The sequence below is a fragment of the Citromicrobium sp. JLT1363 genome (genome assembly GCF_000186705.1).
GTDB lineage: Bacteria > Pseudomonadota > Alphaproteobacteria > Sphingomonadales > Sphingomonadaceae > Alteriqipengyuania.
Window position 1 is genome coordinate 121,174 of record NZ_AEUE01000004.1, and the last position, 15,203, is coordinate 136,376.

14 protein-coding genes and 1 tRNA gene are annotated in these 15,203 nt (G+C 65.2%); 6 read left to right on the forward strand and 9 right to left on the reverse strand.

The window, feature by feature from the left end:
• Positions 1-83 precede the first annotated feature (83 nt).
• From ADAD_RS15715 to ADAD_RS0107460, 5 genes are all read right to left on the reverse strand, one after another.
• Positions 84-959, reverse strand: a complete 876-nt coding sequence (locus ADAD_RS15715; RefSeq protein WP_139020385.1) for an RICIN domain-containing protein — start codon at positions 957-959, stop codon at positions 84-86.
• A 93-nt stretch (positions 960-1,052) separates the two neighbouring features.
• On the reverse strand, positions 1,053-2,222 hold the full coding sequence (locus ADAD_RS0107445) for a mechanosensitive ion channel family protein (protein ID WP_010411908.1): 1,170 nt from the start codon (positions 2,220-2,222) through the stop codon (positions 1,053-1,055).
• Entirely contained in the window at positions 2,222-3,475 is a 1,254-nt protein-coding gene (metC, locus tag ADAD_RS0107450) for a cystathionine beta-lyase (RefSeq protein WP_083825581.1), read from the reverse strand. Before metC ends, ADAD_RS0107445 begins: the two co-directional genes overlap by 1 nt.
• Positions 3,427-4,275: a sulfurtransferase gene (locus ADAD_RS0107455; protein WP_010411914.1), complete on the reverse strand. Its 849-nt coding sequence runs from the start codon at positions 4,273-4,275 to the stop codon at positions 3,427-3,429. Before ADAD_RS0107455 ends, metC begins: the two co-directional genes overlap by 49 nt.
• Positions 4,276-4,329: 54 nt before the next feature.
• Positions 4,330-5,619, reverse strand: a complete 1,290-nt coding sequence (locus tag ADAD_RS0107460; protein ID WP_010411917.1) for a hypothetical protein — start codon at positions 5,617-5,619, stop codon at positions 4,330-4,332.
• Between the two features lie 124 nt (positions 5,620-5,743).
• On the opposite strand from ADAD_RS0107460, the gene queF reads away from it, so the two are divergent.
• Positions 5,744-6,223, forward strand: coding sequence for a preQ(1) synthase (gene queF / locus ADAD_RS0107465; protein ID WP_010411920.1), 480 nt, complete (start codon positions 5,744-5,746; stop codon positions 6,221-6,223).
• Between the two features lie 163 nt (positions 6,224-6,386).
• The gene (locus ADAD_RS0107470) at positions 6,387-7,475 is read left to right on the forward strand and encodes a hypothetical protein (RefSeq protein ID WP_139020386.1); all 1,089 of its coding nucleotides are present in this window, start codon (positions 6,387-6,389) and stop codon (positions 7,473-7,475) included.
• Positions 7,476-7,543: 68 nt separating this feature from the next.
• On the opposite strand, the gene ADAD_RS0107475 is transcribed toward ADAD_RS0107470, so the two are convergent.
• Positions 7,544-7,619, reverse strand: a tRNA-Thr gene (locus tag ADAD_RS0107475).
• Positions 7,620-7,769: 150 nt separating this feature from the next.
• On the opposite strand from ADAD_RS0107475, the gene ADAD_RS0107480 reads away from it, so the two are divergent.
• The gene (locus ADAD_RS0107480) at positions 7,770-8,072 is read left to right on the forward strand and encodes a TM2 domain-containing protein (protein ID WP_050803729.1); all 303 of its coding nucleotides are present in this window, start codon (positions 7,770-7,772) and stop codon (positions 8,070-8,072) included.
• 3 nt (positions 8,073-8,075) lie between these two features.
• Here ADAD_RS0107480 and ADAD_RS0107485 read toward each other — a convergent pair whose 3' ends face one another.
• Both ADAD_RS0107485 and ADAD_RS0107490 read right to left on the reverse strand, forming a co-directional pair.
• Complete coding sequence (locus ADAD_RS0107485) at positions 8,076-8,957, reverse strand: hypothetical protein (protein WP_010411928.1); 882 nt, start codon at positions 8,955-8,957, stop codon at positions 8,076-8,078.
• A 114-nt stretch (positions 8,958-9,071) separates the two neighbouring features.
• Positions 9,072-10,394 (reverse strand): replication-associated recombination protein A, encoded by a 1,323-nt coding sequence (locus ADAD_RS0107490; protein ID WP_010411931.1) that lies wholly within the window; start codon positions 10,392-10,394, stop codon positions 9,072-9,074.
• A gap of 105 nt (positions 10,395-10,499) precedes the next feature.
• Here ADAD_RS0107490 and ADAD_RS0107495 point away from each other — a divergent pair, with 105 nt between their 5' ends.
• Positions 10,500-10,943 carry a hypothetical protein gene (locus ADAD_RS0107495; RefSeq protein ID WP_010411933.1) on the forward strand — a complete coding sequence of 148 codons (444 nt, stop codon included), beginning with the start codon at positions 10,500-10,502 and terminating at the stop codon, positions 10,941-10,943.
• A gap of 6 nt (positions 10,944-10,949) precedes the next feature.
• On the opposite strand, the gene ADAD_RS0107500 is transcribed toward ADAD_RS0107495, so the two are convergent.
• A complete protein-coding gene (locus ADAD_RS0107500; RefSeq protein WP_029139985.1) occupies positions 10,950-12,104 on the reverse strand; it encodes a glycosyltransferase family 4 protein in 1,155 nt (384 codons plus the stop codon).
• Between the two features lie 219 nt (positions 12,105-12,323).
• On the opposite strand from ADAD_RS0107500, the gene ADAD_RS0107505 reads away from it, so the two are divergent.
• Both ADAD_RS0107505 and serA read left to right on the forward strand, forming a co-directional pair.
• Positions 12,324-13,478: a phosphoserine transaminase gene (locus tag ADAD_RS0107505; protein ID WP_010411940.1), complete on the forward strand. Its 1,155-nt coding sequence runs from the start codon at positions 12,324-12,326 to the stop codon at positions 13,476-13,478.
• Positions 13,479-13,611: 133 nt separating this feature from the next.
• Entirely contained in the window at positions 13,612-15,198 is a 1,587-nt protein-coding gene (gene serA / locus ADAD_RS0107510; RefSeq protein ID WP_010411943.1) for a phosphoglycerate dehydrogenase, read from the forward strand.
• Positions 15,199-15,203: the final 5 nt, after the last annotated feature.

Below are 15,203 nucleotides of genomic sequence, written 5' to 3' on the forward strand. Positions count from 1 at the left end.
GCGCGAACGAGAATGGGTTCGCGTGCGCCTAGCTATTCTTTAGCGGGCATCAGGCCGCGCTTCGGCGAAGCTTCCCGCCACCGCTAGTTGGTGAAATCGAAGGCCATCACGCCCGCCGATGAATCCTCGCAAGGCTCCATCACGACCGAGTAGGGGGCGGCGCCGTCTTCTTCTTCGGTCTCGGGGATCGTCGAACACAGTCCGCCGGGCGCCCTGATGGCGCCGGAGCGCCCGGCTCCGCCCGCGTGGACGAAGCGCGCAGGCCCGGCGCCGCACGTGTTCACGATGAGGATCGGCGGCTTCTGCATGCCCGGAGCTTCCAGATCGAGGCACAGGTCGGGCCGGTCGGCGATGGTCAGGGTGCCATCTTCGCCGAGCTCGAAAATGCGGTCCCGTTTGTTCTTGCATGGCCTCAGCACGATGGGCGCGCCCGCCTCCAGCGGGCCGTCCGCCCCCAGGCATTGCTGCCAGTAGAACGGCGCATCGGGACGCAGCCATCCGGCAGTCGGCCATGCGGCGCGGGCCTGCTTCTCGGCCTCGGGCGAGAGCGCGCGGGCGCAGACCCGGGCTCTCTTGCCAACCCAGCAGGCGCCATCCTGGGTCAGATCGCCCAGCGGCGTCTGCGCATGAGTCGCGTTGGGCGTGCCATTCCAGGTGCCCCAGGCCGACCCGTCCCCGAAGATGGAGACCTGCGCGAAATACTCCACGCTGCTGATCTGGAATTCACCCTCCTCGCCATGGGGAGAGAACTCGCAGATTTCGTCGATATAGGTGGTGCCCTCGACCGTCAGCTCGCAGTCGACCAGACGTTTCTGGGGGACCCCCTCGCTATCGTCCGCAGCGGGGTCGGGACCAGCTGCCTGTTGCGGCGCGGCCGGTTCCGTGGGCCCGGCATTGCCGCTATCGGAACAGGCAAGCAGCGCCGCCGTGCCCGCCGCCAGGATCAATAAAAAGCGCATTCGCATCGGCCTGCCCCCCTACGCATCGACCGTGCATGTATTGTCCTCCGGGCCGAGGGCCGCAACTAGCAGCTCTGCTAGGGGCGGGGCTGGCTAGTCGCTCTCCGCCACGTCGCTTCGCGGGTCGCGCCGCTGTTCCAGCGCGGCGATCAGCTGGTCGAGCCCCTTGTTGCTGCGCAGGTTGATGTCGCGCTGCGGGAAGGGGATCTCGACCTCGTGTTCCTTGAACAGGTGCCACAGCTTCTTCAGCACCGCGCTTTTCACGTTGCCGATCCCCGCTTCGGGATCGGTGATCCAGACGTGGATGATGAAATCGACGCTGCTCTCGCCGTAGCCGTCCAGCCATACGGTGGGCGGTGGCGATTTGAGCACCCTGTCGCACGACAGCGCGGCCTCCAGCATCAGCTCTTCCGCGCGGTCGATGTCGGCGTTGTAGCTGACGCCCACGGGCACCTGCATGCGCACGTTGCGGCTGGAATAGGACCAGTTTTCCACCTGATTGATCATCAGGTTCTCGTTCGGGATCAGGTATTCCTTCTGGTCGCGCGTGGTGATCGACACCGCGCGGATGCCGATCTTGCGGATCTGCCCGAAGGTGGAAACGCCCGCCTGATCGGCAATCGCGATCACGTCGCCCGGCTTGATCGACTTGTCCATCAGCAGGATGATCCCGGCGATCAGGTTGCCGAAGGTCTTCTGCAGGCCGAAACCGATGGCGAGGCCGAACGCGCCGGAGAACACCGCCAGCGCGGTCAGGTCGATCCCCAGCAGGTCGATCCCGATGAAGAAGGCCATGCCCCACACGACGATGGTGACGATCTTCTCCGCCAGCAGGCGGCGCGTCTGGTCGAGACGCGTGACGCGGGCCAGGCCGATGTGCGCCAGCTTGCTGCCGAAGAAGGCGAAGGCGAAAACGCCTGCCACGACGGCAAGGAACACGATGCCGTCCCATACCGAAATGTGCATCGAGCCGACATTGATCGCCATCGAGTCCATCGACTGGATGACGTCGCCGATGGTCTGGCTCTGCTCTCCCACCGCCTGGGCCAGCTCGTCCGCCGCCTTGACGGAATCGGTCGGTTCGGCGGTTGGTGCCGGCGTGGCGACTGCGCCGCTGCCATCCCCTTCGCCCGGCACCGGTTGCAGGATTACCTGCTCTCCCGCCTGCAGCGCCTCTCCGCTCGCCTCGGGGGACGGCGTCTCCTCGCCTTGCGGGTTGAGGACTGCGTCAGTGGCGGCATTGGGACTGATCGAGCTGGACATTACCTATGCTTGATTGCGGAGAAGGCGCGGTCAAGGTCGGCGATCAGGTCTTCCGCATTTTCGAGCCCGATGGCGAGGCGGATGCCCAGCCGGTCCTCCTCGCGCCAGCCTGCCTTCGGCCATGCGCTCGCGCTGCGGATGCGCGCGGCATCGAAGGGCAGGGCAAGGCTTTCGAACCCGCCCCAGCTATAGCCGATGCCGAACAGCTCCAGCGTGTCGACAAAGGCGCTGCGCTGCGTATCGGTGTGGCCGGCGAGAACGAAGCTGAACAGGCCGCAGCCCCCGGTGAAGTCGCGCGCCCAGTATTCGTGGCCGGGCGATCCTTCGAGCATGGGGCACAGCACATGCGCGACCTCGGGCCGGGATTGCAGCCACGTTGCGATTGTCAGCGCACTGGCGGTGGTCTGCCCGAGGCGCAGCGGCATGGTCCGCAGGCCGCGGGATACCAGCGCGGCGTCGTCCGGTGAGACGCACTGGCCCAGGCTCTGCGCAGTGTGGCGCAGCCTGGCGTAGTATTTCCTGCCCGCGCTTGCCGCACCCATCATGACGTCCGAATGGCCGCCGGCATGCTTGGTCAGCGCGGTGATCGTGATGTCGCAGCCATGCTCCAGCGCCGGGAAGCCGACGCCCGTGGCCCAGGTATTGTCGACCAGCACGCTCGCGCCCTTGTCCTGCGCGATGGCGGCGAGACGCGGGATGTCGGGCACCTCCATCGTCAAACTGCCGGGCGTTTCGAGCATGACGGCCGCGGTCCGATCATCGAAGGCGGCTGCGTAGGCGTCGTGATCGGAGGGATCGAAGAAACGCGCTTCGACGCCCCAGCGCTTCAGCAGACCGGAGGCGATGGAGCGGGTGGGCTCGTAGACATTGTCCTGCACCAGCAGCACGTCGCCCGGTTCCAGCACGCTCATCATTGCACCCGCCAGCGCGGCGGTGCCGCTGGGATAGAGCATCGTGCCATCGGCACCCGGCTCCAGCTCGGTCAGCGCCTCGGCCAGCGCCCACTGGGTGGGCGAACCGCGGCGTCCGTAGTGGAAGCGCCCATCCTCGTTATACTTGAGGCATTCCACCCGCTCGGCCTCGCTCTCGTAGAGATGCGTGCTGCCGCGCCAGATCGGCGGATTGACGACCCTGCCGGTCCATTCCTCGCGGCGACCGGCGAGCACGGCACGCGTGCGGGTTCCGATCGGCTTGTCGGTCTTGCTCAGCGTGGGTCTCCAGTTTCCTTGGGTGTATCGGGGTCGGCGCCCCATTCGGACCAGCTGCCGTCGTACAGCGCCGTGCGCGGTGCGCCCACCAGCCGCAGGCCGAACAGCAGCACGGACGCGGTGATGCCGCTGCCGCAGGTGGTGACGACGGGCTGTTCAATATCGATTTGGGCCTGTGCGAAGAGGGCGCGAAGGGCGTCCGTATCGCGGAAGGTGCCATCCTCGCGCAGCAGGTCGCGGAAGAACAGGTGGCGTGCGGCGGGGATGTGCCCGCCCGGCAGATCGTGCACGCTGTCTTCTTCCGAACCGGTGAAGCGCGCCGCGTCGCGCGCATCGACGACCTGTTCGGCGCCGCTTTGCACATTGGCGAGCATCGCCGCCTTGTCGCGGATGTCGGTCAGGCGGATCGCGGTAGGGGGACGGTCCGCCGGGGAGGGCGAGGGCATTCCGCTATCGAGCGGGCGATCCTGCTCTTTCCACTTCGCCAGACCACCATCGAGCACGGCGACGTTCGCGATCCCTGCCAGATCGAGCAGCACCCAGGCCCGCGCCGCACTGCGCAGCATGGAATCGTCGTACAGCACGATCCGCGTCTGCGGCCCGATCCCGCGATCGCCCAGCCAGCGGGCGATCCGCGCCCCGTCGGGCACTTTGCCCGGCATTGCCGAAGCGGGATCGTGCAGCCCGGCAAGGTCCATGAAATGCGCGCCGGGAATATGCCCGTCCTCGAACTCCGCGCGCGCATCGCGCTGGGCCGCGGGCAGGTGGAGCGATGCGTCGAGCACCGCCAGATCGGGCGCATCCAGCTCTGCGACGAGCCAGTCGGTCGAAACGAGCATATCCATCGACCGCCCGCCTAGCCGCGATGACAGCGGCTTGTCGAGCCGAGCGGGCGCAATCTAGGCGAGCGCGCGGGTGGAGAGCTGGGCGTAGTTGCGCGGGCCTTCGTCGAGCCGGAATGGCGTGGGCCGTGCACCCTTGCCGCTCTCCCTCGTGCCGATGACGTAGGTATAGGCGCGCGGCTCAAGCTCGGCAGCGCGCACCGCGAGGCGCAGCAGCGGCACGAAGACCGGCACGTTGCCCTGATGCAGCGCGCGAACCTCCTGCAGCGGGATCCGCAACTGCCCCTGCATCGTGGTGCGCTGGCCGGCCTTCAGCCGCGCATGTTCGTGCAGTTCGGGGAATTCCTGCCGCGTATCGGCAAGCTGCTGGTCCGCCGGAATGCGGCCATGCGCGGTTGTCACATCGCCGTGGACGCGGATCTGCGTGATCGGCCTGGGGCCGCGATTGGTCAGGGTCACCCGGTACGAGATCGTGGCGTTCATGACGCTGCGATTGAGCGTGACCGCAAACGCCTCCACCTCCAGCGAGCCCGGTCCCGGCGCGCGCGCAGGCGCGGAGGTTGGGGTGGGGGAGCTTGCGGGCCGGCCGGCCGGCCGGGGCCGGGGCGATTCGACCGGACGCAGCGGCTCGGCGGGAACCGCCGCAGCTGCCGCCGCCTCACGCCGCCGTGCGATCCGGCGGCGGGCCAGCGCGAAGATGATCGCGCCGAGCACCAGCACGGCCAGGCCGAGCAAGGCGGGCCAGATCCACGCGGGAATGACGGATGCCGGAGCGGGCTCCTGGAAGGGTTCTGGAGATGCGCCGGTATCGGCCCCCCGGAGATTCTCCGGATCGGCCCGCATGTCCGCCTCGATATCGGCCCGTCCGACGGCTTGTTCGGCGGTCGTGGGCAGGCCCGTCGCCGTGCCGGTTTCGGGTTGCGGCGCTGCCTCGTCGTTCGCTGCGGCAGGGGAGGCAGGCTCGACCGGATCGGCTTGCGGGGCGCGATCGGCAAGCACGTCGCGCGTCGAGATCGCGCCTTCGCTTCGCGGCAGGGCGCGGTCCCGCTGCCCGGTTTCGGTCTGACGGGGGCTGGGGGTGGCGGGCGCAGGGCCCGTGGGGCTGGGCGCTGGCGAGGGCGTCGAACGGTCCGGTCGCGCGGTTGCCGTGGGTTCCGGCGTGGCCGTGCCGATGACGCGGGGCGCGCTGCGTGTCTCGCCCTCGAGGTCGGTCGGCCCCTGCGCCTGCGGGCGCGATGTCGGCGTCGCGTCGGGATCGGGCGGCAGCTGGAAATCGCTGACCGGCTGGGCGGTGGCAGCGGCAGCGCCGAATATCAGCAGCGCAGCAGAAAGGAAAAGCGATCGCATGGGCAGACTTGGTACAGGAGGATACGTGCCCGAACACCGGGCAGAACGGCGCTGAATAGTGTGTGAATCGTGCGCGTGCAAAGGGCTGCTTGTGCGTGGCGTGCGATAAGGGCAAGGACGCGGCATGAGCGACACACCCCGTGAGAGTCCGGGCGCCGAGGCCCCGCGTTTCCTGGGCCAGGCAAGCCCGCTGCCCGCCTCGCCTGAAGAAGCAGAGCTGGATTACGTGCCCAATCCGCGCAAGGGCGGGCTGTATTGCGTGCGCTTTTCCGCGCCCGAGTTCACATCCTTGTGCCCCGTTACCGGTCAGCCCGACTTCGCGCATCTGGTGATCGACTATGCGCCGGGCGAGACCATCGTGGAATCGAAAAGCCTCAAGCTGTTTCTGGGAAGCTTCCGCAATCATTGCGGTTTTCACGAGGACGTGACGGTCGGCATAGGCCAGCGCCTGTTCGACGAGATGGCCCCCAAATGGCTGCGCATCGGCGGCTACTGGTACCCGCGCGGCGGCATTCCGATCGACGTATTCTGGCAGAGCGGCCCCGTGCCCGATGGCCTCTGGGTGCCCGATCAGGGCGTACAGAACTACCGCGGGCGAGGTTAGCGCCAATACCCGGCCCCCGAGGTCATGCGCGGAGCATGTGGTGCTTGGGCGACAATAGAGGTTGGCGCGTCCCGGATCACTCGCGTAGCGTGACAGGATCTATTGGGGGGCGTCGCAGAGTAGCGCGCTTGATGAGATCGGATGCCTTCTTGGCGAGGGCGAAGTGCGGATTTTATTCAAGAAGCAATGGGTTGTTTTTACTTATGTAAAAATACGTATGACCCATGCTAAATATTGTCCGCCGCGTTTAGTATCTTTACCAATGAAATATTCCCGGTACTTTGTCTCCGCTAATTTCGGGGAAGGGAATTTTCCTATGATGGCTCGCTCGGTAGTTTTCGCTTTGGGTGCATTGTCGCTTTCGACTGCGGCAAAAGCTCAGGATAGCCAGGCCGTGACAGGGTGGGACGCGAAAGTGAATTTCGAACTCGGGATTCGCATTGGTGAGAACCTGCCTGATGATGCGGATCCCGACCTCATTGATGAAAGCGAACTTGGGGCGTCTGTCAGTTTCAAGCGAAAGTCCGCGAACGGATTGGTTCCGTTAGAGTTCAAGTTCGGGGTGACGGATAGTCCCGGACTGGTTGCGGAGGTCGATCCGGAAAGTTCCTTCTTCGGTCGAGTAACGCTTGGCGACGCTTACATTCCTTTTAAGGAATTGACGCTGGAGAACGACCGGTCCGTGAAAGCTTCTAGAGTGACCGACGCGTTCCGACCCTACGCTTACTACCAGTATTCCAGCAAGCATGAGGGGCTGCTCGATTCCAGAACACGCGAAGACCATGAAGCTGCAGTCGGCTTTCGTCTTCGTGATGTCCGGACGATTATGTCGACCCGAAAGATGCTCGGCACCGCGGTTGAGATTGGTGCCGCCAGCGATGAGCCCGGCTTCTATTGGGAGGCTGGCGCACAACTTGCCAACGTATGGTCGACCAATCCTGAAAAAGAGAGATTCATTCCACAAGCCAAGCTGACGGGCTACTCGCCTCTGTTTCGCAGGATGCGCTTTTTCGGCGCCGGCCAGATCGATCATTCGATCTATCGATCAGCCCTCTCGCAGAGTGGTGAAGATCGAAAAGATACGCGCCTTCGTTTGACAGCAGGTGTCGATCTCAGCGCAGCAATGGAAGATTGGGGCGACGTCTCGCTTGTGATTGCGGGGCAGTTCCAGCGCCAATGGTCGAATGAACCCACAGTCGAAAGTTCGAGGGCCTACTTCATGCCCTCTGCAAGCATTGCGGTCGCGTTCTAGTGTGACGATTACTCGACCAATTTGGACGGGATCGTCGAGGAACGGCGGTTACCGTCACACAAGGAAAGTGGTGCCGGTTGAGGGATTCGAACCCCCGACCTTCGGTTTACAAAACCGCTGCTCTACCAGCTGAGCTAAACCGGCGCGTCGCGGCGCAATGCGCCAAAACCACATCCGCGTCCAGCCCCCCGGACGTTGGTCGAAGATGGTCGGCGGATGGCCGATATTTCCCGGTCCGCTTTGGCAAATCCACGCAAATCGGGTATGAAGGGGGCAGGAAGCAAGGAACTCAAGTTGGACCAGAATCTTCGCACACAGCTGCAGTATGACGCGCAAAAGAAGTCGGTTGCCGCGGCTTATCTCCTGTGGCTCTTCCTGGGCTCCTTCGGGGCGCATCGCTTCTATCTGGGTCACATGACGAGCGGTGCGGTGCAGCTCGGCCTGCTGTTGCTCGGCTGGCTGCCGCTGTTTCTCGGCTGGGTCGTGCTGGGCGTGTGGTGGCTGGTCGATGCCTTCCTGATCCCCGGGCAGGCCGAAAGGCGCAATCTCCAGATGCTGGACCGGCTCGGCCGCGATCTGCCTGCGATACCTGCCTGAAGGTCAGCGTGCCCCGAAGGTCCAGCCCTCGGTGCGTGCAATCTGCCTTGTCAGCCCGCGCGGTGTCCACAGGGCCCCATCCTCGCCCACATTGCGCAGCCACGCTGCGGTGAGCAGCGCGTCGGAGGAGTGATCGTCGACTGTGCCGGTCTTGCCGGTCGGGTCCGATCCGATCGCGCGCAGCGCCTCGTCCAGCAGGCTGAAGTCCCTGATCTTGCGGCCGCGATGCGCGGGCAGCGCCTCCAGCGAGGCGAGGGCGGTATAGATTTCCACCAGCACCGATCCCGCGCGCGGCAGCGGGTCGACCGGCCAGACGGGCAGCGCGCCATCGAGCCGGTGCAGCAGACGCATGCCGGTGAGGCTCGACTTGCCCACCTGCGCCGCGCCGACGAGATTGAAGTTGGAGACCGGGCGGCACCCCATTGCGCGCTGGGTGTGTTCCGCGAGGCGAAAACGGCCTTCGCGGCTGGCGGCGTCCGGCGCGTGGAATAGGTCACCCTCTTCGCCGCGCCCATGCCTGAAATAGCGCGCGACCTCAGGGTGCCTTAGCGCGCTGCCCGCTTCGAGGTGTGGGTCCCCCGCGCAGAGCGTGTCGATCAGCGACCAGAGCGATTTCAGGTCCGGCGGCGAGCGCTTCCACCCGGGAAAGAATGCCCCGCAATCGGTGAAGGGAAGGGACATGCCCAGGTCCATCCCCGCCAGCGTGTCGGGTGGCAGATCGTGGCGCAGGAAGGCGAGCACGTCTTCGCGGCTCCATGCCCTGTCCCGATCGATCAGGCGCGGCGGCCCACCCTTCGCGTCCGCGATGGCCAGGGCAATGCCCTTGTGCCGCGCGCCTTTTGCGCCCGACCAGTCGATGGCGAGGAAGTGGGAGAACCGGTTCACGGGAAACGGCCCGAACACCGCTCGCCCTGTGCGAGGCGAACTCGAAGAGCGCTTTCTTGAGGAAGAAGAGAATGCTTCGACAGGCTCAGCACGAGCGGACCGGGCTTGACGGGTTCAGGTTTCGCGCCGCTCACGCCGTAGCCCGTTCCAATAGTTCATGCGCTCCGCCACGCGCTTCTCGAAGCCGCGCCCGGTGGGTTCGTAGAAGCTTTGCGGCTCCATCTCGTCGGGCCAGTAATTATCGCCCGAGAACGCGTCCTCAGCCGAATGGTCGTAGGAATAGCCCTCGCCATAGCCGATATTCTTCATCAGCTTGGTGGGCGCGTTGAGGATGTTCTTCGGGGGAGTGAGACTGCCGGTCTCCTTCGCACTGCGCCACGCGGCCTTCTGCGCCATGTAGGCCGCGTTCGATTTGGGCGCGGTGGCGAGGTAGATGCAGGCCTGCACCAGAGCCAGCTCGCCTTCGGGGCTGCCGAGGAATTCGTAGGCGTCGCGTGCGGCGATGCACTGGGTCAGCGCGGCGGGATCGGCCATGCCGATATCCTCCACCGCCATGCGCACCAGCCGCCGCGCGAGATAGCGCGGCTCCTCACCCGCGGTCAGCATCCGCGCGAGGTAGTAGAGCGCGGCGTCCGGATCGCTCCCGCGCACCGCCTTATGCAGCGCGGAGATGAGGTTGTAGTGCCCGTCGCGATCCTTGTCGTACACCGCCACACGGCGTTGCAGGAAGCTGCCGAGCCCTGCGGGATCGAGCGGCTCGGTCAGCCCCGCATTATACAGCGTTTCTGCCTGGTTGAGCAGGAAGCGCCCATCGCCATCGGCGCTCGCGATCAGCGCGGCGCGCGCATCGTCGGTGAGGGGGAGGGGGCGCTCCAGCTCTTCGGCGCGGGTCAGCAGTTCGCCCAGCGCCTCGTGCCCCAATCGCTCGAGGATCAGCACCTGCGCGCGGCTGAGCAGAGCGGCGTTCAATGCGAAGCTGGGGTTCTCGGTCGTCGCGCCGACCAGCGTCACCGTGCCGCGTTCGACGAAAGGGAGGAAGCCGTCCTGCTGCGCGCGATTGAAGCGGTGGATCTCGTCCACGAACAGCAGCGTCTTCTGTCCGGCCTGCGCGGCCTTGTCCGCCTCGGCGAAGACCTTCTTGAGGTCTGCGACGCCGCTGAACACCGCGCTGACGGCGGCAAAGCGCATGCCGACGCTGTCGGCCAGCAGGCGCGCGATCGTGGTCTTGCCCGTCCCCGGCGGCCCCCACAGGATCATGCTGGAGAGTTTGCCTGCCGTAACCATCCGCCCGATCGTGCCCTCGGGCCCGGTCAGATGCTCTTGCCCGACGACTTCCTCCAGGCTGCGCGGGCGCAGGCGGTCGGCCAGCGGAGCGTCTTCTCGCGGTGTCTCGGATGAAGTGGGGGGCGGGGGATCGTCGCCGAACAGGTCTGCCATCGGGCCGAGATAGGGACATCAGGCGGCTCTTGCCAATCGGGAGGCGAAGCATAAGCTGCACACCGACGGGTCGCGCATAACAAGAACAATGGGAGGGACGGGAAAATGGACGATTATCTCGACCGCAAAACGCCGTGGCACCTGTGGGTGGTGGGCATTGTTTCGCTGCTGTGGAACAGCATCGGCGCGGCGGACTATGTTTTCTCGAGCATGCAGGCGGACTGGTGGCTGGAGGCCATGCAATATCCCGAAAGCGGGATCGCCTATCTCGAAGCTTTTCCCGCATGGGCGCACGCCGGATGGGCGGTCGGCACGCTGGGAGCGTTCATCGGCTCTATATTGCTGATTGCGCGCAGCGGGCTTGCCGTGTCGGTCTTCGCGCTGTCCCTGCTGGGGATCGCGGTGACGACCTACTACGAAACGCTGACGCAGCTTCCGCCGGAACTCGCGGAAATCCAGCCCGCGTGGTTTCCCTATGTGTTGTGGAGCGTCGCGACGTTCCTGCTGATCTACGCCATCAGCATGAAATCTAAGGGCGTCCTGCGATAGCGTGACCTATGCTGCCTGCGGTTTCGCTTTCGCGAGCCGCAGGTAGGTATCCACCATCGATGCGTTGATCGCCTCCCACGTATAGGGCTGGCTGCGTTCCAGCCCTGCCGCGCCATGGCGCGCGCGCAGATCCGCATCCGTGCAATAGGGTGCAAGCGCATCGGCAAAGCCTTCGACATCGCCGGGCGTGACGAGAGCACCCGTTTCGCCATCGACGACAAGGCTGGAACTGCCGGTGGCATTGGCGGCGACCACGGGGATCGCGCAGGCCATGTGTTCCAGCGTCACGTTGCCGAAGGTTTCGGTGATGGAAGGGTTGAAGAACACATCCGCGCTGGCGACCGCGCGGCCCAGGTCCGTGCCCTCCTGCTGGCCCACGAAGATACCGCCGGGCAGCGCTTTCTCGAACCATCCACGCGCAGGCCCGTCGCCGATCACCATCACCCGATGCGGCACCTGCCGCTTGCGCAGTTCGATGATCGAATCGGTGAAGACGTCGAGGCCCTTCTCCATCACCAGACGCCCGAGGAAGGAGATCACCACCTCTTCATCTGCGATGCCCTGTTCGCGGCGCCACGCAAGGTCGCGCGCACCGGGATGGAAGATGCTGCGGTCGATCCCGCGCGTCCAGATGCCGATATCCTCGTTCATGCCCTGCGCGCGCAGGACATCGACCATGCCTTCGGACGGAGCGACCAGCGCATCGCACTTGCGATACATGGAGCGCAGCCACGCCTCGACCGCAGGTTCGAGGAAGCCGAGCTTGTAATAGCGCGGATAGGTCTCGAACCGGGTGTGGACCGATCCCAGCACCGGCACATCGTGCTTGCGCGCCCAGTCCACCGCCTGACGGCTGGCGCGATCCGGGCTGGCGACGTGGACGAGGTTCGGGCGGAAAGCCTCGAACTTTTCCTTCGCTTTGCCGGTGAGGCCCAGCGGAACGCGGTATTCGGAGCGGCCGGGGATCGCGATCGAAGGCAGGGATACGATCTCTCCCACCGCGTCGACCTGCGGGTTTGCGACGGTTGGCGCGAAGATGCGGACGTCGCCGCCCAGTTCCAGCACATGGCCGACCAGACGGTTGAGCGCCTGGGTCGGCCCGTCGCGGACCATGTTGTAATTGCCGCTGACGAGGGCGATGCGCAGATCGGTAACGTCCATGGCCGCCGCCTTAGTCGCGCGCGAGCCGATTGGCGAGGGGGCCACGGTAAGGGCCGGGGCGAGGGAAGCCCCCGCCGCAGTGGGCACGTTCCAGCCGATCATGTGCCCGGCCTGTCGATAGCACACCATTTCGCATTGACTTGCCCGCGCGCAACTTTATTGCCGCCGACGGGCCACGCGGTCCCAACGCCGCGCGAGCTCTCTGCAAGGAGAGAATACATGACTGCTACGAAGCCGACGCTCCGTCCGGAGCGCCCTTTCTTTTCGTCCGGACCCACCGCCAAGTTCCCCGGCTGGTCCCTCGACAAGCTCAAGACCGAATCACTGGGCCGTTCGCACCGTTCTTCGGTCGGCAAGGCGCGCCTGAAATACGCGATCGACCTGTCGAAAGAGCTGCTCGGAATTCCCGAGGATTACCTCGTTGGGATCATGCCCGCCTCTGATACCGGCGCGCTCGAATGCGCGATGTGGACGATGCTGGGCGCAGGCCCCGCCACGGTCGCCGCGTGGGAAAGCTTCGGCAATGTGTGGATTCAGGATGCGGTCAAGCAGCTCAAGCTGCCCGACCTGCAGGTGCTCGACGCGCCTTATGGCGAAATTCCCGACCTGAACGCGATCCCGCAGGAAAACGACGTCGTTTTCACCTGGAACGGGACCACGTCGGGCGCAAAGATCCCGAACACGGACTGGCTTGAGCCGGGCCGCAAGGGCCTTGCCATCAACGACGCGACCAGCGCCGTCTTCGCGCAGGAGATGGACTGGGCCAAGCTCGATGCGACGACCTATTCCTGGCAGAAGGTGATGGGCTCCGAAGCGCAGCACGGCATGCTGATCCTCAGCCCCAAGGCGGTCGAGCGGATCGAAAGCTACGATCCCGAATGGCCGCTGCCCAAGCTGTTCCGCCTGAAGAAGGGCGGCAAGATCAACACCGCGATCTTCGAAGGCGCGACGATCAACACGCCCTCGATGCTCGCGACCGAGGATTACATCGCCGCGCTCGAATGGGCGAAGTCGATCGGCGGCCTGCCCGCGATGATCGAACGCGCAAACGCCAATGCCAAGGTGCTGACCGACTGGATCGAGGCGACGCCTTACGTGCGCAACATGGTCGACGATCCGGCCAAGCGGACCAATACCGGCGTGTGCTTCGTCTTCCAGGGCGAGTGGTTCGACAGTCTTTCCGAAGACGAGCAGGCGGCGATTCCCGGCAAGATCTACAAGATGCTGGAAGCCGAAGGCGTCGGTTACGACTTCAACGGCTACCGCGACGCTCCGCCGTCCCTGCGCATCTGGTGCGGCGGCACGGTCGAGGCCGAGGATATCGCGCGCCTGCTGCCGTGGATCGAGTGGGCGTTTGCCGAGCTGCAGAAGTAGGCTTTCGCCACCCCCTAGCTATCCCGTCACCCTGAACTTCTTTCAGGGTCCAGTTCTCCACCATCGAGCCTCCGTTCGAGAAGGCTCGGTGGATGCTGAAACAAGTTCAGCATGACGATTTGAGGGAAATGAAATGTCCCAGAAGCCCAAAGTCCTGATTTCCGACAAGATGAGCCCCGAAGCCGCGAAGATTTTCGAAGAGCGCGGCTGCGATGTTGATGTGAAGCCCGGTCTTTCTCCCGAAGAGCTCAAGGCGATTATCGGCGAATATGAAGGTCTTGCCATCCGGTCTTCCACCAAGGTGACGCCCGAGATTCTGGAGGCGGCGACGAACCTGAAGGTCATCGGCCGCGCCGGTATCGGCGTCGACAATGTCGATATCGCCGCCGCCGGTGAGCGCGGCGTGGTGGTGATGAACACGCCCTTCGGCAATTCGATCACCACGGCGGAGCACGCCATCGCCATGCTGCTGGCGCTCGCCCGGCAGATTCCGCAGGCCAATGTGCGCACGCAGGCCGGCGAGTGGCCCAAGAGCGACTTCATGGGCGTGGAACTGACCGGCAAGACGCTGGGCCTGATCGGCGCGGGCAATATCGGCTCCATCGTCGCATCCCGCGCGCAGGGCCTCAAGATGAAGGTCATCGCCTACGATCCCTTCCTGACGGAGGAACGCGCGGTGGATCTGGGTGTCGAGAAGGTCGAGCTGGACGAACTGCTCGGCCGCGCGGACTGCATCACGCTGCACACCCCGCTGACCGACGAGACGCGCAATATCCTGAGCCGCGAAAACCTCGCCAAGACGAAGAAGGGCGTGCGGATCGTCAACTGCGCGCGCGGCGGGCTGGTAGACGAGGATGCTCTGGCCGAGATGCTCGACTCCGGCCATGTCGCTGGCGCCGCGCTGGACGTGTTCGTGACCGAACCGGCGAAGGAAAGCCCGCTTTTCGGCAAGCCCGGCTTCATCTGCACCCCGCACCTGGGCGCATCGACCCGCGAGGCGCAGGAGAATGTCGCGCTGCAGGTGGCCGAGCAGCTCAGCGATTTCCTGCTGACCGGCGCGGTCACCAACGCGCTCAACATGCCAAGTCTCAGCGCGGAGGAAGCGCCGCGTCTGAAGCCCTACATGCAGCTCGCCGAAAGCCTCGGCTCGCTGGTCGGGCAGCTGGCGCATGGCAGCCTGCCCAAGATCGCCATCGAGCTGGAAGGCGATGCGGCGGAGCTGAACTCCAAACCGATCACCGCAGCCGTGCTGGCGGGCCTCATGCGCCGTTATTCGCAGAGCGTGAACATGGTCAACGCGCCCTATCTGGCGAAGGACCGCGGCATCGAGGTGCGCGAAATCCGCAACAGCCGCGAGGGTACCTACCAGACGCTGATCCGCGTGACGGTGGAAACCGATTCCGGCGAACGTTCGGTCGCGGGCACGCTGTTCGGCAAGGAAGCGCCGCGGCTGGTGGAAATCTTCGGCATCGGGATCGAGGCCGAGCTGGATGGCCACATGCTCTACGTCGTCAACGACGATGCGCCCGGCTTCATCGGGCGGATCGGTTCGCTGCTGGGCGACCGGGGCATCAACATCGGCACCTTCAACCTGGGGCGCAAGCAGGCGGGCGGCGAAGCCGTGCTGCTGCTCAGCATCGACCATCCGCTGGACGATGCGCTGATTGCCGAGGCGGAGAAGCTGGACGGTGTGCGCACGGTGAAGGCGCTCAGTTTCTGATGTGG